Annotated in this window: 19 protein-coding genes; 14 read left to right on the top strand and 5 right to left on the bottom strand. The window is 68.4% G+C overall.

Annotated features, from left to right (window positions below; all coding sequences use genetic code 11):
• The first annotated feature begins 2 nt into the window (after nt 1-2).
• The 11 genes from STHE_RS09800 (at nt 3) to STHE_RS09850 (ending at nt 13,772) form a co-directional block, all read left to right on the top strand.
• Entirely contained in the window at nt 3-725 is a 723-nt protein-coding gene (locus STHE_RS09800; RefSeq protein WP_012872419.1) for a response regulator transcription factor, read from the top strand.
• Between the two features lie 174 nt (nt 726-899).
• On the top strand, nt 900-2,222 hold the full coding sequence (locus STHE_RS09805; RefSeq protein WP_012872420.1) for a Glu/Leu/Phe/Val family dehydrogenase: 1,323 nt from the start codon (nt 900-902) through the stop codon (nt 2,220-2,222).
• Nucleotides 2,223-2,262: 40 nt separating this feature from the next.
• Nucleotides 2,263-2,793, top strand: a complete 531-nt coding sequence (locus tag STHE_RS09810) for a hypothetical protein (protein ID WP_012872421.1) — start codon at nt 2,263-2,265, stop codon at nt 2,791-2,793.
• Nucleotides 2,794-2,796: 3 nt separating this feature from the next.
• Entirely contained in the window at nt 2,797-3,036 is a 240-nt protein-coding gene (locus STHE_RS09815; RefSeq protein WP_012872422.1) for a hypothetical protein, read from the top strand.
• A gap of 157 nt (nt 3,037-3,193) precedes the next feature.
• Nucleotides 3,194-4,360, top strand: a complete 1,167-nt coding sequence (locus STHE_RS09820; protein WP_012872423.1) for a Re/Si-specific NAD(P)(+) transhydrogenase subunit alpha — start codon at nt 3,194-3,196, stop codon at nt 4,358-4,360.
• On the top strand, nt 4,357-4,653 hold the full coding sequence (locus tag STHE_RS09825; RefSeq protein ID WP_012872424.1) for an NAD(P) transhydrogenase subunit alpha part 2: 297 nt from the start codon (nt 4,357-4,359) through the stop codon (nt 4,651-4,653). The genes STHE_RS09820 and STHE_RS09825 overlap by 4 nt, the downstream gene beginning before the upstream one ends.
• On the top strand, nt 4,650-6,056 hold the full coding sequence (locus STHE_RS09830; RefSeq protein WP_012872425.1) for an NAD(P)(+) transhydrogenase (Re/Si-specific) subunit beta: 1,407 nt from the start codon (nt 4,650-4,652) through the stop codon (nt 6,054-6,056). Before STHE_RS09825 ends, STHE_RS09830 begins: the two co-directional genes overlap by 4 nt.
• A 700-nt stretch (nt 6,057-6,756) precedes the next feature.
• Nucleotides 6,757-8,715 carry a S9 family peptidase gene (locus STHE_RS09835; RefSeq protein ID WP_012872426.1) on the top strand — a complete coding sequence of 653 codons (1,959 nt, stop codon included), beginning with the start codon at nt 6,757-6,759 and terminating at the stop codon, nt 8,713-8,715.
• Nucleotides 8,716-8,743: 28 nt separating this feature from the next.
• Nucleotides 8,744-10,105 carry a M20/M25/M40 family metallo-hydrolase gene (locus STHE_RS09840; RefSeq protein ID WP_012872427.1) on the top strand — a complete coding sequence of 454 codons (1,362 nt, stop codon included), beginning with the start codon at nt 8,744-8,746 and terminating at the stop codon, nt 10,103-10,105.
• Between the two features lie 129 nt (nt 10,106-10,234).
• A complete protein-coding gene (locus STHE_RS09845) occupies nt 10,235-12,226 on the top strand; it encodes a S9 family peptidase (protein WP_012872428.1) in 1,992 nt (663 codons plus the stop codon).
• 136 nt (nt 12,227-12,362) lie between these two features.
• On the top strand, nt 12,363-13,772 hold the full coding sequence (locus tag STHE_RS09850; protein WP_012872429.1) for a class II fructose-bisphosphate aldolase: 1,410 nt from the start codon (nt 12,363-12,365) through the stop codon (nt 13,770-13,772).
• Nucleotides 13,773-14,380: 608 nt separating this feature from the next.
• Here the strand turns inward: STHE_RS09850 and STHE_RS09855 are convergent.
• Nucleotides 14,381-14,710: a hypothetical protein gene (locus STHE_RS09855; protein ID WP_012872430.1), complete on the bottom strand. Its 330-nt coding sequence runs from the start codon at nt 14,708-14,710 to the stop codon at nt 14,381-14,383.
• Between the two features lie 403 nt (nt 14,711-15,113).
• Here STHE_RS09855 and STHE_RS09860 point away from each other — a divergent pair, with 403 nt between their 5' ends.
• Nucleotides 15,114-16,688, top strand: a complete 1,575-nt coding sequence (locus STHE_RS09860; RefSeq protein WP_012872431.1) for an alpha,alpha-trehalose-phosphate synthase (UDP-forming) — start codon at nt 15,114-15,116, stop codon at nt 16,686-16,688.
• A 188-nt stretch (nt 16,689-16,876) separates the two neighbouring features.
• Complete coding sequence (locus tag STHE_RS09865) at nt 16,877-18,136, top strand: ArgE/DapE family deacylase (protein WP_012872432.1); 1,260 nt, start codon at nt 16,877-16,879, stop codon at nt 18,134-18,136.
• A gap of 66 nt (nt 18,137-18,202) precedes the next feature.
• Here the strand turns inward: STHE_RS09865 and STHE_RS09870 are convergent, their stop codons facing one another.
• Both STHE_RS09870 and STHE_RS09875 read right to left on the bottom strand, forming a co-directional pair.
• Nucleotides 18,203-19,327, bottom strand: coding sequence for a DmpA family aminopeptidase (locus STHE_RS09870; RefSeq protein WP_012872433.1), 1,125 nt, complete (start codon nt 19,325-19,327; stop codon nt 18,203-18,205).
• Nucleotides 19,318-19,956 (bottom strand): LysE family translocator, encoded by a 639-nt coding sequence (locus STHE_RS09875; RefSeq protein ID WP_012872434.1) that lies wholly within the window; start codon nt 19,954-19,956, stop codon nt 19,318-19,320. The genes STHE_RS09870 and STHE_RS09875 overlap by 10 nt, the downstream gene beginning before the upstream one ends.
• 261 nt (nt 19,957-20,217) lie before the next feature.
• Here STHE_RS09875 and STHE_RS09880 point away from each other — a divergent pair, with 261 nt between their 5' ends.
• Nucleotides 20,218-21,462: a M48 family metallopeptidase gene (locus STHE_RS09880; protein ID WP_012872435.1), complete on the top strand. Its 1,245-nt coding sequence runs from the start codon at nt 20,218-20,220 to the stop codon at nt 21,460-21,462.
• 92 nt (nt 21,463-21,554) lie between these two features.
• Here the strand turns inward: STHE_RS09880 and STHE_RS09885 are convergent, their stop codons facing one another.
• Entirely contained in the window at nt 21,555-22,352 is a 798-nt protein-coding gene (locus STHE_RS09885; RefSeq protein WP_012872436.1) for a class I SAM-dependent methyltransferase, read from the bottom strand.
• A gap of 471 nt (nt 22,353-22,823) precedes the next feature.
• Nucleotides 22,824-23,555: a hypothetical protein gene (locus STHE_RS09890; RefSeq protein WP_012872437.1), complete on the bottom strand. Its 732-nt coding sequence runs from the start codon at nt 23,553-23,555 to the stop codon at nt 22,824-22,826.
• Nucleotides 23,556-23,614: the final 59 nt, after the last annotated feature.

Here is a 23,614-nt window from a genome sequence, read left to right on the forward strand (position 1 = left end):
GCGTGCCGTCGTCGACACACCGTGCCACGATCCTGGTCGTCGAAGACGAGCCGCGCCTGGTCCGTCTCATCGAATCGATCCTCCGCACAGCAGACTACCGGGTACTGACCGCGGCTACCGGCGCCGACGCGCTGGAGATGGTCGCGCTGGAGGCGCCCGACCTGATCCTGCTCGACCTCCTGCTGCCCGGCGACATCGACGGCTTCGACGTCTGCCGCCGGGTGCGCGAGTTCTCGGACGTGCCGATCATTATGTTGACGGCTCGGACCCAGGAGACGGACAAACTGCGCGGCTTCGAGCTCGGCGCGGACGACTACGTGACCAAGCCTTTCAGTGCCAAGGAGTTGCTGGCACGGGTGCAGGCAGTGTTGCGTCGCAGCCGTGGCTTTGCCGCCGGTCCTGCGCGCCTCACCGTCGGCGATCTGGTCATCGACCTGGCCGCCCACCGGGTAACACGCGGCGGCGAAGATATCCATCTGACGCCGACCGAGTTCCGGCTGCTCGTGGCGCTGGCGCGCCGGCCTGGGCGCGTCATCCCGCACGATCAACTCCTGACCGAGGTCTGGGGTGCCGAGTACCGCGACGAGGTGGAGTACCTGCGCACCTACATGCGCTACCTGCGCCAGAAGCTCGAACGCAACCCCACTCGCCCCACTCACCTCTTGACCGAGCCCGGCGTCGGCTACGTTCTTGCCGCCGAGCCGGAGAACAACGACCCTGCCTGATCCGGAGGGTTGCGCCCCCGAGCCTCGCCTAGCGTTCGCCGCATCGGCATTCTCACGCAATTCTTACGCCGGATGGCCACCTTCCTATGGGATTCTCACGCCCGAATCTACGAGAATCGGGGCGGCGGGCGCCGGTGTCCCGCCCGTGGGACGGCAAAAGGAGAGAAGGTGGTTATGCAGCAACAGGAGCAAGCCGAGGTCGCAGGCAGGTCGGTCGACGTACGTGCCCGCGAGCGACAGGGCTCAACTCTCCTCGAGGACGCCAGCGCACAGTTCCGTGCAGCAGCGGCGCACCTCGGCCTCGATCCCGGATTACAGCAGGTGTTGGAGACGCCCGAGCGCGAGATGAGCGTCGCGCTCCCGATCGAGATGGACGACGGCCGCATCGCGGTCTTCCAGGGCTACCGCGTGCAGCACTCCCGCCTGCGCGGCCCGGCCAAGGGCGGCATCCGCTACCATCCCTCGGTCGATCTCGACGAGGTACGCGGCCTGGCAGCCCTCATGACCTGGAAGTGCTCCCTCCTGGACCTCCCATACGGCGGCGGTAAGGGCGGGGTCAACTGCGACCCATCGCTCTTGTCCGCAGGTGAACTGGCGCGGATCACGCGAGCCTACGCCACGGCCATGCTGCCGATCATCGGCTCGCGCGTCGATGTCCCCGCGCCGGACGTCAACACCGACGAGCAAGTCATGGCCTGGTTCCTGGACGCCGTCGAGACGCAGACCGGTGTCTTCGATCCGGCAGTTGTTACCGGTAAGCCCCTCGCCCTTGGCGGCATCCCGGGACGCGGTGAGGCCACCGGCCGCGGCGTCGCCCTGATCACCATGGAAATGCTCAAGCGCCGGGGGATCGCGCTTGAGGATGCCCGGATCGCGGTCCAGGGCTTCGGCAAGGTCGGCGGACACACGGTTCGCACCCTCGCCGACGCCGGCTGCCGCATCGTGGCCATCAGCGACGTCAGCGGCGGACTCTACAACCCCAAGGGGCTGGACATCCCGCGCATCGTCGCCCACACCCGCAACCACCCGCGCGGCCTCCTCGAGGGGTACCCCGGTGAAGACGCCGAGCCCATCGGCGCGGCCGAGCTGCTGACCGTCGACTGCGACGTAGTGATCCCCGCCGCGCTCGAGGGGCAGATCACCACGGCCAACGCGGGCGATATCCGCGCGCCGATCATCGTCGAGGCGGCCAACGGACCGACCACAGGCGAGGCCGACCGCATCCTGGAGGATCGCGGCATCACGGTCGTGCCCGACATCCTGGCCAACGCCGGGGGCGTCGTCGTCTCCTACTTTGAATGGATCCAGGGACTCCAGGGCACGAAGTGGACTCTGGAGGACGTTCGCGCGCGGCTTGACCGCATGATGCTCGACGCCTTCGAGGCCGTGATCCAGCGGGCAGAGGCGGAGGATGTCAGCCTGCGGCTGGCCGCGTATCTGATCGCCGTCGGCCGGGTGGCTGAGACCGCCGCGCTTCGGCGGACGGCCGGCGCGTAACCCGGTGAGACCGGTACCCGGAGGAATAGAGGGTTTCGTCATGGCAGAGGTCCTGAGCGCCCCAGCGGAACTGGATCACACCGCCCCCGAGATGATCGAGCAGGCGGTGGCAGTCACGGCGCGCCGGATGCACCTTCCAACACCCCTCGCCGCGTTCGCGCGGCTCGAGGCGAACGACCCGACCGCCGTTTCCTACTTCCGCTACGAGTTGGCGCGCCAGGTCGCGATGCTGCTTCTGCGCTACGATCGGAACGTTGTCGCTCTCTACGAGGAGCAGGACGTCCCGGACGGGGAGGAGTTGGCACCGCCGGAGGCGTCGCTGTACGATGCCCTCCGCGTCTATGTGCTCGTCGAGCAGGCCACGCACGCCCTCGACCACCTGCTGGAGGCACTGGACCGGGCGCTGGTGGGCGCGATCGCGCAGCGCTTCGGGCAGCCACTCAGCCGGTACCTGCAGGCAGTGGTGGTGGATCCGGCGCGAGCCAACCTGCTCCGGCCCCGTGCGCGCGGCTACCGACCCCGCCCGGCCCTGGTCCTGGCACGCGAGTCGATCGCGGAGATGAGCGACTAGCGGATGCTGTTCCGACGGGACGAGGTGTTGCACATCACCGGCGCCAGCGAGGAAGAGCTGGCCCGGTTGGAACAGAAACGGCTGGTAGTACCGGTCCGGCCCTGGTGGACACTGGGGCTGGGCCGGTACTACCGTGAGAACCACCTGGATGTGGTGCGCTGGCTGGTAGAGGCCCAGCGCGCCGAGCAAGATTCCCTCGAACCTGGGAAGAGTTCCGGCCCCAGCCTCGGGCGCCGAGGATAGTTGACGCTGGCCCATCGCGGCGGTACGCTACCCGTTGTGGGAACACATCGGTCGACGTGCCGCGCGCGACACCTGCGGCCATGTGCCTCGACGATCCCGGTCATGACTGTGGGGGATTCGTCCACCCACAGCGAGTATCAAGGAGTGGTTGGTCTTGGTGTCTTCACAGCCCGAATCCGGCCCCACGCTCACGGTAGGGGTGCCTCGGGAGACGATCCCTGGGGAGCGACGGGTCGCCCTCACGCCGGATGTCGTCAAGCGACTGTCCGGCCGCGGCTTCCGCATCCTGGTAGAGCGCGAGGCTGGCGTCGCAGCCAGCTACCCTGACGAGCTCTACACGGAGGCCGGCGCGACGATCGTCCCCGAAGTCGCCCAACTCTACCGCGAAGCGGACGTGATCCTCAAGGTGCAGCGGCCGACCGACGAGGAGGTGCCGCTGCTGCGCGAGGGTCAGGTAATCATCGCGTTCCTCTCGCCGCTCACCCGCCCCGAACTGGTGGTGCAGTTGGCCGAGCGCAAGGTCACCGCGCTCAGCATGGACGCGATCCCGCGCATCACCCGCGCCCAGCCGATGGACGCGCTCTCATCGATGAGCACCATCGCCGGCTACAAGGCGGTGCTGCTCGCCGCGAATGCGCTGTCCAAGTTCTTCCCGCTGCTCATGACCGCCGCGGGGACGATCCCCCCAGCCCGAGTGCTCGTCCTCGGGGCTGGTGTGGCCGGGCTCCAGGCGATCGCCACCGCCCGCCGCCTCGGTGCCGTGGTGGAGGCGTTCGACACCCGCCCAGTGGTGAAGGAGCAGGTCGAGAGCCTGGGCGCCACCTTCCTCGAGCTGGACATCCAGAGCTCGCAGGACGCGAGCGGCTACGCCACTGAGCTAGAGGAGGAGCACATCAAGCGGGAGATCGCCCTCATTAAGGAACACGCGGCCCGCTCCGATGTGATCATCACGACCGCACTCATCCCCGGCCGCCCCGCGCCGCTGCTCTTGCCGGAGGACACGGTTGCCAACATGCGGCCCGGCTCGGTGATCGTCGACCTGGCCGCGGAGATGGGCGGCAACTGCGAGCTGACCAAGCCCGGTGAGACGATCGTCCGCCACAACGTCACGATCATGGGCCCGCTCAACCTGCCGAGCGAGATGGCCTACCACGCCAGCCAGATGTACGCCAAGAACATCGGCGCGCTCCTCGAGCACCTGGCGCCGAACGCCAACCTGACGTTCGACATGGAGGACTCGATTACCGCGGGCGTGGTCCTGACCCGGGACGGTGAGGTCCTGCACGGGCCGACCCGCGAGTGGATGAAGGAGCGAGTGGCGTGAGTCAAGAGCTCATCCTGGGCGCCTACGTCTTTCTCCTGGCGCTCTTCCTCGGCGTGGAGGTCATCGGCCGCGTCCCATCGACGCTGCATACACCGCTGATGTCGGCCACCAACGCCATCCACGGCATCGTGCTCATCGGCGCGATCCTTGTCGCGGGGACGGCCGATTCGCCCCTCCTCTACGTGCTGGCCTTCGTGGCGATCGTGCTCGGGGCCGGCAACGTCTTCGGGGGCTTCGCCGTCACCGATCGGATGCTGGAGATGTTCAAGAAGAAGCCGGTGGAGAAGCGGTGATTACTGACGCTCGCGCAGCCATTATTGCAGTCGCCTATCTCATCTCCGCGATCCTCTTCATCTTTGGTCTCAAGCGTCTCAGTTCCCCGGCCACTGCCCGCCACGGCAACCGCCTTGCCATCCTCGCCATGACGATCGCGGTCGCGGTCACCCTCCTCGACCGCTCGATCACCTGGAAGCCGATCAACATCGCCATTATTGTGGTCGGCACCGCCATCGGCGCCGTGGTCGGTGTCTACTTCGCCCGCACGGTGCAGATGACGGCCATGCCGCAGATGGTGGCGCTGTTCAACGGCATGGGCGGTGGTACCGCGGCCTTCGTCTCGGTCGCGGAGTTCCTTCGGTTCAGCGAAGAAGGTTCCATCGGCGCCGGGGAGGCGCTCTCCGTCTCGGCCGGCACGGCCATCGGCGCGCTCTCCCTCACCGGCAGCCTGATCGCCTTCGGCAAGCTGCAGGAGTTGATCTCCGGGCGGCCGATCCGCTTCCCGGGCCTGTCGGCACTCAACGTGATCCTCTTCGTGGCGATCCTCGCCCTGGGCACGGTCGTGGTCGGCTTCGATGGGGGCAACCTGTTCGTCTGGCTCCTCCTGGCCGTGGCGATGGTCCTGGGCGTGCTGGTCGTGCTCCCGATCGGCGGCGCCGACATGCCGGTCGTGATCGCGTTGCTCAACTCCTTCACCGGCATCGCCGCCGCGCTGACCGGCTTCGTGGTCCACAACCAGATCCTGATCGTCGCGGGCGCGCTGGTCGGCGCCTCCGGTGGCTTCCTCACCGTGCTCATGAGCCGCGCCATGAACCGCCCGCTCAGCAATGTGCTCTTCGGCGCCTTCGGCGCGGCGTCCACGGCCGGCGCCAAGGTCGGCGAAGAGAAGCCGATCCGCGAGACGACCCCCGAGGACGCGGCGGTGGTCATGGCCTACGCCAACGAGGTCATCATCGTCCCGGGCTACGGCCTGGCGGTGGCCCAGGCCCAGCACCAGATCCGCGAGCTGGCCGACGAGCTGGAGAAGCGCGGCGTCACGGTCAAGTACGCCATCCACCCGGTCGCCGGGCGCATGCCGGGCCACATGAACGTGCTGCTGGCCGAGGCGAACGTGCCGTACGACCAGCTCTTCGAGATGGATCAGATCAACAACGAGTTCGCCCACGCCGACGTGGCCCTGGTCGTCGGGGCCAACGACGTGGTCAACCCGGCCGCGCGCACCGACCCGAGCAGCCCGATCTACGGCATGCCCATCCTCAACGTGGATCAGGCGCGCACCATCATCGTCCTCAAGCGGTCGATGCGCCCCGGCTTCGCCGGGATCGAGAACGAACTGTTCCACGATCCGAAGACGGTCATGCTCTTCGGCGACGCCAAGGAGTCGCTCACCAAGCTCACGAACGCCGTCAAGGCAGCCTGAGCGAGCGCCTCTCATCCGCACGCAACCAGCCCCTCGCCCACCGCTGGGCGAGGGGCATTTTTTCCTCCAGGATGTCCACCACGTGCGAAGGCCGTGCGTGAGCGGTACGTGCCCGGAGGTAAACCCCAGGGCTGACAACGGAAAGTCCGCTGAAGCGGGCTGAGTCGGTGCGAGGCTCACCTTCAGGTGATACGGTTCTGACATCCAGGTATGTGCCCGGGGGTAAACCCCCGGGCTGAGAAATCGAAGCCCACTAAAGGGGCTGGGAACACGGCAACCATCGAGATTCCGGATCGGATCCACCCGGGCGTGGCCGTCCAAGCCCCTTCAGTGGGCTTGCCCGTATTCAGCCCGGTGGCTTTAGCCCCGGGCACATGCCACGGCGCGGGATCTTCGCGTCACCCAGCCCATGCCACGACACTGGCGCGGAACCAGCCCCGGCGCGCGGCTGATGCCGCGCGATACCAAAGCGGCGGCTGGAGCCGCCGCACTCCAAAGCCGGCTTCAGCCGGCTTCGCCTTGTCAGCCCGGGGGTTCACCCCCGGTCACAGACCACGACGCGGGGATCCGCGCGAGCACGGACAGCATGGAGGAATGACGCCCAGACGACTCCCCGGCCTTGACAGGTCGCGGCTCCGGCGTCAGGCTCACCGTGGTAACCGAGACCCGTATCCGCCCACGGCAGGGGAGGGAGAACAGAATGGCAGCGGAGCGATTGCTCCCCTTCGAGCAGGCAGTCAGTGCCACGCTCGTGACCGACGTTCAGATCTCGCCGGACGGCCGGCACGTCGCCTACGTGACGGCACCGGCCTCGAAGGAGGGAGAACACCCGGTCAGCGCGATCTGGTTGGTCGCCGCAGACGGCGGTACGCCCCGGCGCCTGACCACCTCCGAGGCGGCGGACGGCGCTCCACGCTGGTCACCCGATGGGCGGCGGCTGGCATTCGTCTCCGATCGACTCGAGCGCGGCAAGCCGCAGGTCTACGTGCTGGACCTCGCCGGTGGCGAGGCGGTGCGCGTCACCGCCGCCGAAGGGGGTGTCGGCCAGGCGGCCTGGTCGCCCGACGGGTCGTTGCTGGCCTACACCGCGATGGACGCCGAGACCGAGGAGGAGAAGCGGCGCCGCGAGGAGCGCGACGACGCCCGCCTCGTTGACGCCGACGTGAAGCGCGCCAGCCTCTGGGTCATCGCCGTGCCGGAGGCCACGGCCGCCATCGACCCGAACGCCCTCCCCGAGCCGCGCCGGATCAGCCCGGAGGGGATCCACATCGGCACCGAGGCGGACGCGGGGTTCACCTGGGCGCCGGATGGGAAGTCCTTCGTCGTCCTCGCCTCGCCCGACCCCAAGGCCCACTACACGTTCGCGCCCGAGATGGCGATCCTCAGCCTGGACGGGGAGTTGCGCAGTCTCGGCCGCTTCGAAGGACTGCTGACAGCGCCGAAGTTCAGCCCGGACGGGAAGACGCTCGCCTTCGTTGCCGCCGAAGAGGTCATGCCCGCCTTCTTCTCCCTCCAGACGATGCCGGCCAGCGGCGGTCAGCCCCACATCGTTGCACCCGGCTTCGAGGGATCGTTCCGAGACTTCCACTGGCTGCCGGACGGGGAGCGGATCGTCACCTCGGTCGAGATGGGCCAGCAGGTGACGGTCAAAGTCTTCAACCTCACCTCCGGGGAGGTCAGCGACGCATTCGCGCCGTTCGAGCGGGTGGGCGTGGTGACCGCCTTCCGACTGAGCGCGAGCGGCGACCGTGCCGCGTTCGTCTACGCCCACGACGAGTCGTACGGCGACGTCTACGCAGCCGACCTGGGTGGCGAGCCGCGCCGGTTGACCGACCTCAACCCCTGGACTCGCGACTACGAGTGGGGTGAGGTGCGGGATATCCGCTGGACCTCGACCGACGGGCTGGAGATCGAGGGGATGGTGATCCTCCCCGTCGGCTATGAGGAGGGGAAGCGCTATCCCCTGCTGGTCCACATCCACGGCGGGCCGTGCGGTGCCTGGCTCCACCACCTGTATGCCGGCTGGCACGACTGGGGGCAGTTCTTCGCCCAGCGGGGCTACGCGGTCTTCCTGCCCAACCCGCGCGGCTCCTCCGGCCGCGGCACCGCGTTCCTCTGCGGCATCGTCGGCTGCTACGGCGAGCCCGACTGGGAGGACATCAACAGCGGAGTGGACTACCTGATCGAACAGGGAATCGCCGACCCGGACCAGCTCGTCGTCGGTGGCTGGAGCGGTGGCGGCTTCCTGACCAACTGGGCCATCACCCACAGCGATCGTTTCAAGGCGGCCGTCTCCGGCGCCGGGATCTCCAACTGGGTCAGCTTCCAGGGCACCGCCGATGTTCGCAGCGTCTTCGACCGCTACCTCGGTCCGGTCGACGAGGAGGTTGAGACCCACTGGCGCCTGTCGCCGATTCGCGTCATCAGCCGGGCGACCACGCCGACCCTGATCCTCTACGGCGAGAACGACATCCGCGTGCCGCCCAGCCAGGGGTTCGAGCTCTATGAGGGGCTCAAGAGCCGCGGCGTGGAGACGCAACTGGTACTCTACCCGCGCGAGCCGCACGTGATCATGGAGCGCAAGCACCAGATCGATGTCCTGCAGCGGGCAATCGACTGGTATGAGCGGCACCTGGGCCGGGCGGCACAGGACGCATAGCGGCAGCGGACGCGAGAGGGGGGGCGCGATGACCGATCTATCACCCGTCTATGCCTACGTAGACGAGCACGCCGACCGCATGGTCGCCGACCTCCAGCGGCTCATCCGCCAGCCGTCCATCTCCTCGGCGAACCTCGGCGTGCGCGAGTGCGCCGAACTGCTGGTCGAGATGATGGGCGACGTTGGGATCACCGCGCGGGTGATCGAAACCGACGGGCTGCCGGTGGTCTACGGTGAAATCAACAGCGACCGGCCTGAGGCGCCGACGCTGCTGATCTACACGCACTACGACGTGCAACCCGCCGACCCTGAATCCGACTGGGAGTCGCCGCCCTTCGAGGCCCGGCGCGTGGGGGACCGCATCATCGGCCGCGGCGCGACCGACGCCAAGGGCAACCTGATGGCGCACTTGAAGGCGGTGGAGGCGCTGCGGGCTACGACCGGTCTGCCGATCAACGTGAAGTTCATCTTCGACGGCGAGGAGGAGAGCGGCAGCCCCAGCCTGCCCGCTTTCGTTGAGCGCCACCGCGACCTGCTGGCGGCCGATGCCGCCCTCTCGTTCGACGGCGGCTTCGACGCCGGCGATGTGCCGCGCGTCAGCCTCGGCACCTCCGGCCTCCTCTTCGTGCAGATGCGCGCCCACGGCGGCAGCAAGGATCTCCACTCCGCCCGCGCCCGGCTGGTGCCCAACCCGGCCTGGAAGCTCGTCTGGGCGCTGGCGTCGATCAAGGGTCCGGACGGGCGCGTGCGCATCGAGGGCTTCTACGACGCCGTACGCCCGCCAACGCCGCTCGAGCGCTCCCTGTTGGAGCAGGCGGGATGGGACGACGAGGCGCAGAAGCGGGACCTCGGCGTGGACGAGTTCCTCGGCGGCGTCTCCGGGGTGGACGCGCTGGAGCAACTGCTGTTCACGCCGACCTGCAACATCGCCGGGTTCGCCTCCGGCTACGTCGGCGAGGGCAACAAGACGCTCCTGCCCGCGACCGCCGCGGTGAATGTCGACTTCCGCCTCGTCGTCGACCAGGACCCGGCCGACATCTTCCAGCGGCTGCGGAAGCACCTGGACGACCACGGCTTCGCCGACGTGGAGCTGCACGACCTCGGCAGCATCGAACCCTCGCGCGTCCCGGCCGACTCGCCCTTCGCGCGCGTGGTGGTGGAGGCTGCGCGCCGCGTCTACGGTCGTGAGCCGTCGCTGCGGCCGAGCGAGTCGGCCTCCGGGCGCCAGGCGGTGTGGCTCGCCGGCAAACTGGGCATCCCCGGCGCCGGGACGGGGATCGGCCCGCCCGACTGGCGCGGCCACGCCGCCAACGAGTTCATCACCGTCCGTCACTACCTCGCCGGGATCAAGTACGCCGCGACCATCTGGTCGCTCTTCGGCGAGGGCTGATGACCGCATCCGTCAGCAAACCCATCCGGTCCACTGGCAGGGTCCGGCACAAGCCCGCCCTGCCGGTGGACCACGACACACGGAACACGCAATACGCAACACGCAGTAGTCCCGAAAGGACACGCACCCATGCCCCGACCGATCGAGATCGCCGATCTGGCGCGTATTCGCTACCTGGGGGATCCCCAGATCGCACCGGACGGCCGGCGCGTCGCCTATGTCGTCACCGAGATCGACCTGGAGGGGAAGCGCTACCGCTCTGCCATCTGGGTCGTCAACGCCGACGGCAGCGGACGGACGCGCTTCACTGCCGGGACGCACAAGGACACCAGCCCTCGCTGGTCGCCCGACGGCAGCCGGCTGGCGTTCCTCTCCGACCGCGACGGCGTGACCCAGCTCTACGTCATGCCGAGTGACGGCGGCGAGCCGGAGCGGATCACCGACCTGAAGCACGGCGTGGCTGATCCGGTCTGGTCGCCGGACGGCGCCTGGCTGGCGTTCGTCAGCAAGGTCGGGCCCGAGGGCCCCGTCCAGCGCGCGGACGAGACCGAGGAGGACCGAAAGCGCGCGGCACAGCGCAGCGACACGAAGGTCATCCGCTCGCTCAAGTACAAGCTGGACGGCGAAGGCTTCTTCGACGACCGACGCCGCCACATCTTCATCGTCCCGGCCACGGGCGGCACGCCGCGCCAGATCACCGACGGCGACTGGGACGACACCCAGCCGGCCTGGTCGCCGGACGGCCGCGCCATCGCCTTCGTCTCCAACCGCACCGACGACCGGGAGCGCAATACCTTCTCGGATATCTGGATCGCGCCGCTCGACGGCGGCGAGCCGCGCCGGATCACCCCCAGCGACGGTGTCTACAATTCCCCGGCCTTCTCGCCCGACGGGGACTGGATCGCCTACGTGGGCAACCCGATCGTCGAACCCTACGGCCCGACGACGCTCACCGGCCTGTGGGTCGCTCCCACCACCGGGGGCGAGGCGCGCAACCTGACCGCCGCGCTCGACCGCGAGGTGGGCAACACCGTGCTCTCGGACCAGCACTACGCGGTGGCGCCTCAGCGACCCCTCTGGCTGCCCGACGGCAGCGGACTGCTGACGCTCATCAGCGATCAGGGCACGGTGCCGGTCCTGCGCGTGAGCCTCGACGGCGAGACCACGGTCGTCGTCGGCGGCGACCGGGAAGTCGCAAATGTGAGCGTTGCCGGCGACGGCACGCTCGCCTTCCTCGCCTCCTCGCCCACCCGGCCGCTGGAGGTCTATGTGGCCGCGGCCGACGGCAGCAATGAGCGGGAGGTAAGCGAGGCCAACGCCGACTTCCTGGCCGAGGTAGAGCTCGTCCCCGCCGAGCGCATCACCTATCCCGCTGAAGGCGGGGTGGAGATCGGGGGCTGGCTGCTCAAGCCGCCTGGCTTCGACCCGTCCGTCCGCTACCCGCTCATCCTCCAGATCCACGGCGGCCCGCACGCCATGTACGGCAGCGCCTTCTTCCATGAGATGCAGGTCCTGGCCGCCCGCGGCTACGTCGTCCTCATGACCAACCCACGCGGCAGCACCGGCTACGGGCAGGCGTTCGTCTCCGCGGCCATGGGCGACTGGGGCGGGGTCGACTACCGCGACGTCATGGCCGGGGTCGACTACGTGGTCGCACAGGGCTACATCGACGAGCAGCGCCTGGGTGTCACCGGCGGCTCCTACGGCGGCTACCTGACCAACTGGATCGTGACCCAGACCGACCGCTTCAAGGCGGCCGTGACCCAGCGCAGCACCTGCAACCGCCTCAACCTGTTCGGCACAAGCGACATCGGTTGGTCCTACACTCCATGGGAGTTCCGCGGCAGCGCCTACGACAACCCGTCCTTCTACCTGGAGCGCTCCCCGATCACCTACGTCAAGAACGTGACGACGCCGATCCTCATCCTCCACAGCGAGCAGGACCTGCGCTGCCCCATCGAGCAGGCCGAGCAGTGGTTCGCTGCGCTGCGCTACCTGGGGAAGGAGGCAGTCTTCGTCCGCTTCCCGGAGGAGAGCCACGGCCTGTCGCGCACCGGGCGGCCCGACCGGCGCATCGAGCGGCTGCAGTGGATCGTCGACTGGTTCGCCGAGCACCTGTAGCCGTTCGGTGCCAGTCGGCGCGGAATTTGCTTGCCAAGAGCGAGTATGGCCCGGAGCGGAGAAGTACGGCTAAGATAGGCTCTGGCCGGCCCCGGTGGCCGTGCCAACGGGACGATACCGCGAGGAGGCTACACCCATGCGTGGCTATTCGTCTGTTCAGGAGCTGATCGACGACCTGAAACCCGCTGCCGAGATCCGGGACGGCGCCCTCTCGATCACCGACGAGCGGGCGTTCCGGGAGCAGAAGGTTGATCGCCTGGTCTACGGTGCCGTCTTCGGCGATGACGAGGTCAAGCCGGCCTGCCGCTGGATCATCTGGCAGGCGGCCCAGGCGCTCGGCGCGCTCCCGGCCTCGATCCACGAGTACTACATGGCCGGCGGGCGCGGCGAGTGGCACCACCGCACGACCCCGGCGATCAATATCCGCGGCCTGACCTACGACACCGCGCGGGCAGTCTTCCGCACTGCGATGCGCTACGACTGCAAGCAGTTCATCTTCGAGATCGCCCGCTCGGAGATCGGCTACACCCAGCAGCGGCCGGAGGAGTACGTCTCCAGCGTGCTCGCCGCCGCGCTGCGCGAGGGCTACCGCGGCCCGGTCTTCATCCAGGGCGACCACTTCCAGATCAGCGCCAAGGGCTACGCCAAGGATCCCCAGAAGGAGATCGAGGGCGTTGAGAAGCTAATCCTCGAAGCGCTCGACGCCGGGTTCTACAACATCGACGTCGACTCCTCCACACTGGTCGACCTGAGCAAGCCGACCGTGGCCGAGCAGCAGACCCTCAACTACCAGCACTGCGCCGACCTGACCGCCTTCATCCGGAAGCACCAGCCCGAGGGGGTCATGGTCTCCGTCGGCGGCGAGATCGGCGAGGTGGGCGGCAAGAACAGCGACGTCCACGAGCTGCGCGCCTTCATGGACGGCTTCAACCGAGTCCTTGCCGAGAAGGGCGGCGACCTGGTCGGCATCAGCAAGATCAGCGTCCAGACCGGCACCAGCCACGGCGGCGTCGTCTTGCCGGACGGCACCATCGCCGACGTCAAGGTCGACTTCGACACGCTGGCCGAGCTCTCCGAGGTCAGCCGCAAGGAGTACGGCCTGGCCGGCGCGGTCCAGCACGGCGCATCGACCCTGCCCGAGGTCGCCTTCAACCGCTTCGCCGAGGCGAACGCCTGCGAGGTGCACCTGGCGACGGCGTTCCAGAACCTGATTTACGACAGCGACCTCTTCCCCAAGGACCTGCGCGACGAGATCTACGCCTACCTGGCGGAGAACCATGCCGACGAGCGCAAGCCGGACATGACCGACGCGCAGTTCTACTACACGACCCGCAAGCGGGCCTTCGGCCCCTTCAAGCAGCAGATGTGGGACCTCTCGGACGACGTGCGCCAGGGGATCAGCAAGCTGCTCGAGGAGCGCTTCGATCTCATCTTCGACCGGCTCAACGTCGGCGGCACCAGCAGCCTCGTCGAGAAGTACGTCACCCCGACCAAGCGCGACAAGCCGATGCCCGAGTCCCTCCGCACCGCCGCGCAGGTCTCCTAGTCCCGTCGCACGCAACCCCCTCGCTCCCGCCTTTGGGAGCGAGGGGGATCCCTCGCCCGACCCCGGCACGTTCCCGTTCGGGATATCCTCGACCATCCCGGCAACCCCGGGCAGGCACGTCCGGTGTTGCCGCGTTCTCGGATTCACCTGGCCAGCCTGTACCCGGGGCTAACGGAGTCTGCCGACTTACATGGACGTACGCGGTCGACGCGTGCCCGGGGGTGGGTGGCGGGAAGGTGGCCGCGCCGTGGCCCGTGCCCGGGGCGGTGATCCGCACGCTACCCATCCCCGGGCACGCGCAAGGGTGCGGGATCCTTCGCACCACCGATCGCGCGTCCCCAGGTCGACGCGGCACCGACCCCGGCGCGCGGCTGATGCCGCGCGATACCAAAGCGGCGGCTCGGGCCGCCGCACTCCAAAGAGCCGGCTTCAGCCGGCTTTCGTTGTCAGCCCGGGGCTTGAGCCCCGGGCACGCGCCGAGCGGTGAGACCAGATGCCCCGCGGCGTTCGCGGTCAATCCGCCGTGACCTGTGCCCAGGCGCAGCGAAGCATGACACGAGGGGGAGCGGGTGGCGGGTAGCCGAGACGAATTCGTCAATGCTCGTTCGTTACCGCTCCTGGCCCTGCCCCTGCCGGCGAAGGCGTGGGAAGGGGTCTTCGGCGGGCCGGAGGTAGACGAGATACTCGTCGAGCCCGATCTTGAGGATGCGGCGCACCGAGTAGCTGTGGCCGGCAGTACGGATCACGCGACCAGGCTCGATCCGCCCCGCCCGAAGCTCGCGCGACGTTCGCGTGACGATCTCGTAGGTGACCCGCCCGCAGGCGTGGCAGCGGTAGTACTGGTCTGTCGCATTGATGGGCCCAGCCAACCCGCGCTGAACGAAGTCCACGCGATCACTGCCGCAGTCGGGACAGATCCGGCCACCGGAGAGGGTCACAGATGCGCTCGTTTCCTTCCTGGACACGGCGGGCACGCCAGCATGAACGCCTCACCTCCAGATGCTGCTATTCTACGCGATCTCTACACTGAACGATAGAGAAGTCAATCATCCGGCGCGCAAGGATCAGGACGCGACGGTAACCTGTGGTACGATCCATACCAAGGGGAGAGCGGCCCGGGAGTCACCAGCAACGGGGCCGCGCGGCGTGTCCGCCGCGTCGCTGACGGGTCGAGCGCGCCGCGGGCGGCGGCGCGCTGCGATCACACGACCCACCACCGGTCGGAACGCAGATTGCGAGTCCACCCTCGCATCTCGGCGACCGTTCGGTCGTGCTCTACCTCCCTGGTGACGATCTCCAGCGCCGCACAGGTTCACCAGCACGATGGGATGAGAGGGACAGGTGGCCGACGAGCATGGAGCGACAGTCAACGCTGACGTCAGGCGACGAGATCTGCCGGATCCGGCCCGGGATCTCCTCAGCCGGGTAACCCTCATCATCGCGTCGAACCGCGGTCCGGTCGAGTTCCACCGTGAACCGGATGGCTCCTTCTCCACCCGGCGCGGCACCGGTGGGGTTGTGACCGCGATCAGCGCGGTCAGCCGCTTCACCGACGCGATCTGGGTGGCCGCCGCCATGACCGACGGCGACCGCCTGCGTGCCGAGCTCGCCGCCGAGCGCGGTGAGGCCGTCATCGAACCGGACAACGCCGACTTCCGCGTCCGCTTCGTCGTGTCCGACCCGGAGGACTACGACCGGTACTACAACCACATCAGCAACCCGCTCCTCTGGTTCCTGCAGCACTATCTGTGGGACACCCCGCGCCAGCCCGACATCGACCACATCACCTGGGACGCCTGGAACAACGGCTACGTCACGGTGAACCGGCAATTCGCCGAGGAGATCCTGGCCGTGGCCGATTCCAGCGCGCAACCGCCGATCGTCATGCTGCAGGACTACCACCTCTACCTCGTGCCCGGCTACCTGCGCGAGGCACGCCCCGACCTGATCCTGCAGCACTTCGTCCATATTCCCTGGCCCGACCCCGACTACTGGCGCCTGCTGCCGGTGGAGTTCCGCCGGGCCATCTGCCACAGCATGCTCGCCAACGACATCGTCGGATTCCAGACGCCCCGCCACGCCCGCAGCTTCGTCTACACCTGTGAGGCGACGCTCGACGACGTCGATATCGACTACCGCCGCCGCGAGATCCGCTACCGCGGCCACACCACTTATGTCCGCTCCTACCCCATCTCGATCGACGTCGACGCCGTGCGCCGCGTGGCCGCTAGCGAGGACGCCCTGCGCCACGAGGAGCACATCAAGACCTTCCTCAACGAGCACACCATCCTGCGGGTGGACCGGGCAGAGCCGAGCAAGAACATCGTGCGCGGCTTCCAGGCCTACGACCGCTTCCTCGAACTCCACCCGGAGTTCCTGGGCCGGGTCAACTTCCTGGCGTTCCTGGTGCCGTCGCGATTGGAGGTCGCCGAGTACGTCGACTACCTTGACGACATCAACACCATCGTCGGGCGGATTAACACTAAGTACGCCAACGTGGCTGAGCGCGACGGGGTGGCCTGGGAGCCCGTCCGCCTCTTCATCGGCGACGACTACCCACGCGCGCTGGCCGCGATGAAGTACTACGACGTGCTCCTGGTGAACGCGATCTTCGACGGCATGAACCTGGTGGCCAAGGAAGGGGCGCTGCTCAACCGCCGCAACGGCGTGCTGATCCTCTCGGAGGGGGCGGGCGCCTACCAGCAACTGAGCGAGCACGCGCTGAGCGTGTCTCCGGCAGACGTCGAGAGCACCGCCCACGCGATCTATCAGGCGCTCACGATGCCACCCGAGCAGCGGGCCTACCACGCCCAGGCGCTGCGCCGGCTGGTGATTGAGCAGGACATCCTGGCCTGGATCTACTCTCAACTCGAAGACCTCGCCGCCACCGTCGGCGGGAGCCTCGTCCGGGAGTAACACCCGGCGGGAGCGCGAGGGCGTCGCACGGAGCACCGCCCGGTCCCGAGCGCAAGGAGCGCCGGCGACGTGTCGGCTCCCGTTCCCTCACCGCGCCCTGCTGCACCTGTCCGGCTTCGGCCCCTGGGCTTCCTCCTTCTATAGCAGCTGTAGTAGCATGCAGCAGTACATAGGAGGGAGCACAGTTAATGATCGACCGCGTGATGCAGGCAGTCGATGATCTCTGGGATGCCGAAGTCCAGTTTCTCCAGGGTCTCGTCCGTCGTCCGAGTACGCTTCACCATGAAGCGGAGATCCAGAACTGGATCGCACGTGAGCTGGCAGAGATGGGGCTTGAGGTTGATCGGTGGGAAATCGACCCAGGCGCCCTGAAGTCTCTTCCCGGCTACAGTCCAGTCGAGTGGTCATATCATGGCCGACCCAACCTCGTCGGCACCCTGCGGGGCAGCGGTGGGGGCAAATCCCTCCTGCTGAACGGCCACGTCGATGTCGTCAGCGTGGAGCCCATCCACTTCTGGTCGCACGACCCGTGGGGCGGAGAGATCGTAGACGGACGCATGTACGGCCGCGGATCGGCCGACATGAAGTCGGGCATCGCCGCCATGATCTTCGCGGTCAAGGCCCTTCAACGGGCCGGAGTCCGGCTGAAGGGTGACGTGTACCTCAACACCGTCATCGAAGAGGAGTGCACGGGTGCGGGAGCGCTCTCGACCATCGCGCGAGGGTACCGCGCCGATGCCGTCGTCATCCCGGAGCCGTTCGGCCAGACGGCGCTGATCTCGCAGGTTGGGGTTCTCTGGGCTCGCGTCACCGTCCGTGGGGCGGGAGCACACGCGCGCAGCGCCAGTGCCGCAACGAATGCCATCTTCAAGGCGCTGCCTCTACTCCAAGCGGTGAAGGAGCTGGAGGCAGAGGTCAACCGCCCGGAGGCCAAGCCGGCTGTTTGGCGGGACATTCCCCACCCGATCAACTACAACGTCGGGCAGTTCCACGCGGGCGATTGGACCTCGACCGTGCCGGCCGAGGCCGTCTTCGAGGTGCGGATCGGCACGTATCCTGGCGAGAACCTGGAAGACGTCAAGGCGCGCTTCAAGGACCGCATCATGGAGGCTGCCCGCCGCGACCCGTGGCTGCGTGACCACCTCCCCGAGGTGATCTTCTACGCCTTCCATGCCGAGGGGGCCGATTTCGATCCGAACCAGGAGATCTTCGCAGCGCTCGCCGACGCACACCAGGCGGTCACCGGCACCCCGATCCGCCATGAGGTCACCACGGCGACGACCGACGCGCGCTTCTTCCAGCTCTACCAGGGAGTCCAGACCACCTGCTACGGCCCGAGCGGCGACAACCTCCACGCCGCTGATGAGTGGGTCGATCTCGAAAGCGTGCGCTCGGTGACCAAGGTCCTCGCGCGGTTGATGATGGATTGGTGCGGTGCTGACGCCTGATCCCAGAGGCTGACTTGACACTGGCAGGCGCAGGCTCCGCCGCCTGAAACGGGGCCGCGCCTGCCCTTACCGCACCACACCGGCGCGGCGGAGGATCGCCAGTGTCTCGTCGAGAGGAAGCGCGTAGCGGACGTGGCCGTCGCGACCGGTCATCGTCGTGGCGGCGAAGAGGGCGTTGATCACCGCCTCCTCGGTCGCCTCGACCGCTGCCTGGAACAGGCCGTCGATCAGCGCCCCGTCCTCCACAATGTGGGGCAGCGTCAGCACGCGCTCGCTCGGTTCGTGGGGAATGCGCACCGCGTTGGAGAAGGCGATGATGTAGTCGCCGCTGCCGTGCCCGGCGATCGAGCCGGTCCGCGCTAGCCCCAGCGCCGCGCGCCGCGCCAGCCGCCGCAGCGCTCGATCGAGCATCGGGGCATCGGTCGCCAGGATAACCATCACCGATCCGCTCTCGGGCGGCTCCGGCGCGGCGTCCGGCCGCCAGCCGGCCAGCTCCCGTCCGACCGGCACCCCTGCAATCGTCAACTGGTCCCGCCGCCCGAAGTTGCCGAGCACCAGCGCGCCGACCGTGTAGCCGCCGAGCCGCTCGGGCAGCCGGCGCGAGGCCGTGCCGATGCCGCCCTTGAAGCCGAACAGGCTCATCCCCGTCCCGGCGCCGACGCACCCCTCAGCCACCAGTCCCGGCGAGGCCGCCGCGATGGCCTCCAGCACATGCTCCTGCCGCACGTGGCGGCCCTGCATATCGTTCAGGTAGGCGTCGGAGCACTCGCCGACCACCGGGTTCACGGTCGATGTCGTGATGCCGATGTCAGGGTTGGTGCGGATGGCGTGCTCGACCAGCCCGTCGGCCACCACGCCGACGTTCATCGTTCCCGTCAGCGCGATGGGCGATTCGATCACGCCCAGCTCGTCGATCTGTTCCTGGCCCAGACACTTACCGAAGCCGTTCAGCACGAAGATCCCGGCTGGGACCTTCTCCCGGAACACGTTCCCCTCGTGGGGCAGGATCACCGTCACGCCGGTGCGCACCGGCCCCTGGCCTGGCACGAGCGGGCCATCGCCTTCGATGAGCGTCACATGCCCCACCCGGACGCCGGCGACATCGGTGATCGTGTTCTCCGGACCAGGCGGCAGCGTCCCCAGCACCACCCCGGCCTCCCGCGCCCGGGGCCGCGATCCGCTCACAGCCACGCTCCTACCTCCTGCACCGCTCGGACCGCGAACGAGAGGGCGAAGCCGATCAGGACCACCCCGCTTATGAAGTTCACCCAGCGAAAGAGCCGGTCGGACACGAACCGCTGCCCCCCGTGGACCAGGAGCGACAGCCCGGTGACCCACAGGCCAAGCCCGAGGATCACCCCGAGAACGATGGCGAACGTCCCGGTCGTGTCGGTCTGCGCCACCGCCGACGCCACCAGGCCACCGCCGATCGAGGCCCAGAAGACGATGCCCATCGGGTTGAGCAGGGCGATCAGCAGCCCGGTCGGGTAGGAGCGGCGCATGAAGCCGCCCGAATCGGGCTTGTCGATGAAACTCCCCGTGGCAAAGGCGGCGCGGATGCTGCTATAACCCAGGAAGACGAGGAACGCCGCGCCTGCGACCCACAGGACCGTGCGCACGGCGGCGCGGTCGACAAGCGGCGTGATACCGGCGATGACGAGCAGGCAGTAGAGCGTGTCGGCGCTGATCGCGCCGACCCCGACCAGCCAGCCGGAGAGGAACCCGGAGCGAAGCCCGCGGCGCACGATCTCGATGTTCACCGGACCGATCGGCGCAGCCAGCGCCAGGCCGATGGCAATCCCACGCAGTGCCAGTTCCATGCGAGGGTGTCCGCTCCTCTCCGCCCCGCACACAAGGTCATCGCTCACGCGCCGGTCCCGCCCGCGGCAGCGGCAGCGTGTGCGACCCGGAGCATCGCCCGGGCTAGCCCGCCGCCAGAGCGCGGCAACATGCGGCGGGTGAGCCGCACGGGAGGGACTGATTTCACCCCTTCCCGGAGGGACGCCAATCCCGGGTCCGGCGCGTAAGGATAGCAAATCTCCGGCGGCAGCGGGCCATCGGAGGGCGGGAAGGACGGTATCGTGGTGTCCTGGCCGATGATCATCCGCGGCGCGCTTGCGCTCCGCCGTCTCGCGGCGGACGGCGCTTCCCCCGGTGCGCGCACGGTCGATCCGGAACGGCTGCGCCGCGCGCGCCGCTACAACCGGACCAAAGAGCAGCTCTTCCTCGTGGGGCTCGTCACCAGCCTCGTCACCGGCGCGCTGGTGGTCTTCTCCGGCGCGGCGGCCAGAGTGCGGACCGCCGTGCAGCGCCGCACGGGGCGCGGCCTCCCGGGCGACGCGGCCACGACCACGGTCTACTCGCTGCTCGGCTGGCTGGCGGCGCTCCCGCTCGACTACATCAGCTCCTACGTCGTCGAGCACCGCTACGGCCTGAGCAACCAGACGCGCACCGCGTGGCTGACCGACCACCTGAAGGGCCTGGGGGTGGGCCTGGTGCTCCAGACGCCGTTGGCCCTGGCCGGGTACACCGCGATTCGCCGCTGGCCGCGCACCTGGTGGGCGATCGTCAGCGCCGCGGCGATCCCACTGACCGTCCTGCTGGCCCAGCTCGGCCCGGTGCTGATCATGCCGCTCTTCAACAAGTACGAGCCGCTCAAGGACCGCGAACTGGCCGAGCGACTGAAGGCTCTGGCCGCCCGATCCGGCATCGAAGTGGCCGACGTGCTCCAGACCGACATGAGCCGGCAGACCAAGAAGGCTAACGCCTTCTTCGCCGGGCTGGGGCGCACCAAGCGCATCGTCCTCGCCGATACCCTGCTGGAGCAATTCACCCCGGAGGAGATCGAGGTCGTGGTTGCGCACGAGATCGCGCATCAGGCCCACCGCGACATCTGGCGCTTCATCGCCCTCGGCAGCGTCTTCACCGTCGCCCTCTCGTTCCTGGTGGACCGCCTGGCGCGCGGCACCCTGGCCCGCTTCGGCTCCCGCATCGGCACCGACCGGCTGGGAGACGTGGCCACGATGCCGCTCCTGAGCTGGTTCCTCTCGATCGCCGGGCTGCTCCTGGGGCCGGTGCAGAACTGGTACTCGCGCCGCATCGAGCGGCGGGCCGACGCGTTCGCGCTCGAATTGACGCGCGACCCGGTGGCCTTCGGCTCGGCCATGACCCGGCTGGCGGCGGTCAACCTGTCCGACCCGAAGCCGCCCGCCCTGGTGCGCTTGCTCCTCTACGGCCACCCGAGCATCGCCGAGCGCATCGACCACGCCCGCGCCTTCGCCGCCGAACACGGCCTCCCGGCCCCCGAGCCGATCACGGTGGAGTAAGCACCTCGCCCATCCCAAACCAAGCAGCACCCCTCTCCCAACTTTGGGAGAGGGGTCGGGGGGTGAGGGCCGCTCCCCTAGGGAGGCGACCGCTACTGCCGCGGCTTCCGCGCCTTGAACAGCCCCTTCTCGTCCGTGTGGGCCACGACGCGGCCGTCGACGATCTCGATCTTGAGGGATTCCCGGCAGGCGGGGGGCGCGGCCAGCACCCAGGACTCCAGCACGGCGCGTCCCTCCGGACCGAGGCGCGAGCGGGCGGTCCACGCGGTGAAGTCGTGCCGCTTGGTGAAGGTCTCCATCACCTCGACCGTCAGGCCCGCGGCTTCGAGGAACTGCCGCCACTCCGAGCGGCGGTACGACCGGACATGGCTCGGGTCCCGCCGCCGCTCCAACTCATTGAGGAACTCGTCCAGCTCCGGGTCCTCCGGCGCCACGCTATCGATCAGCAAGAACAGCCCGCCCGGCCGGAGCACACGCGCCACCTCGTGCACCGCCCGCTGGACATCGGCGAAGTGGTGCGGCGCGATGCGGCAGGTCACGAGGTCAAAGCTGCCGTCGGCGAAGGGCAGATCCTCGGCGTCGGCCACCTGGAAGTCAGCGTTGATCACCCCCTGGGACGTGATGAAAGCGCGCGCCCGCTCCAGCATCTCCGGGACCAGGTCGGTGGCCGTGACGTGCCGGACATGCGGCGCGAGCGCCAGCGCGGTGTGCCCGCCACCGGTGGCGATATCGAGCGCGATCGTCTCCGGCGTCGCCTCCGCAAGCTCCACCAGCCGCTCCAGATCATCGCCGCTCCGATGGGTGGGGCTGACCACATAGGCATCCCCCGCCGCCGCAAACTGTTCGCGCACCCGCGCCTTGACTTGCTCTGCCCGGCCGTCATCCACCATGCGTCACCCGCCCTTCGTCGTGCGTGATGCGTCATACGTCATGCGTCACCGCCGAACCTCGAAAGATCTATCGCATCTCCGGCGGGCACTGCGCGTGACTGGTGTTCATCGGGTCGGCGGATAGCATACACGGGGCCGGCACGTACCCCGTGTTCACCACAATGCCTGCTGAATGCAGTGTACGCGGTCGGTGCGTGCCAGGGAGTACATCCCGGGCTGACAATGAAAGGCCCACTGAAGGGCTCCCCATGTCCTGCACCCGGGCTGACGCGATCGAGCGTCCCACCGTCCGCCGCGTCCCCAGCCCCTTCAGTGGGCTTATCCAATATTCAGCCCGGTGGCTTCAGCCCCGGGCACGAACCGGGCGGCAGACGCCGTACCACCTGGGTGTGAGCCCCGATCCACCCACCCCAGCTCACAGGCGGGTATCCCTGGTCATCGCCTTGGCGCCAGGCGTGGCATGACGCTCACCTACTTCACCCGCACGTAGAACGAGTACTCACTGGTCAGTTCGCGGCCTTCGCCGGTGGGGTTCGGCCACGTCCCCTTCACGTGCAGGAAGTAGGTGCCCGGCTCCAGGTCAACCGTCCAGGTCAGCGCGTCGGTCGGGATCTCCACCGTGGTCACCGGGTCGGTCGTCGGCTTGAAGACGTCGGGCGTGTTCGAACCCGGGATCGGCGTGCCGATGTAGGGCGTTCCCTGCGGGTTGGGCAGCTCCTCCAGCGGACGGACGTTCCCCTGCTCGGGGTAGACGTCGATCGTCATCGTCTCCGGCACCGGACCGACCCGCGGCTCGAACCGAACCTCCTGGCCCTGCTCCAACGCCAGCGCGCCGTCCTTCTGGATCTGCAAGCCCGGTGCGTTGACGTCCGCCGCGACGTCCTTTCCAAGCTGCCAGAAGAAGGAGCCCAGCGAGGCTTCCTGCTCGCAATCTCCGGCAATGAGGACCAAGACAGGCGGACCCAGGCGGCGGTCCACTCGTGGCGTCGGCGTCGGCGTGGCGCCGGGCGCCAGCACCGGCGTGCATCCTTCGACCACTGCGGTCCCCTGCGCCTGCGGGGAGGGGGAAGCCGGAGCCGTCGTCGGCGTCGCGGGCGTCGTGGTGGTCTGCGGCGTCGAGTTAGACGACCCACCCATACACGCGGCGACCACCAGGAGCGCCACTCCCACGAGCGCGATGATCAGCAATCGGGACCGTCTCAATCTGGCTCCTCCCCACAACTGATGCGCGACCGCCACTGCGGGTCGCGCATCAGGATCAC

It is taken from the genome of Sphaerobacter thermophilus DSM 20745 (assembly GCF_000024985.1).
GTDB classification, from domain to species: Bacteria; Chloroflexota; Chloroflexia; order Thermomicrobiales; family Thermomicrobiaceae; genus Sphaerobacter; species Sphaerobacter thermophilus.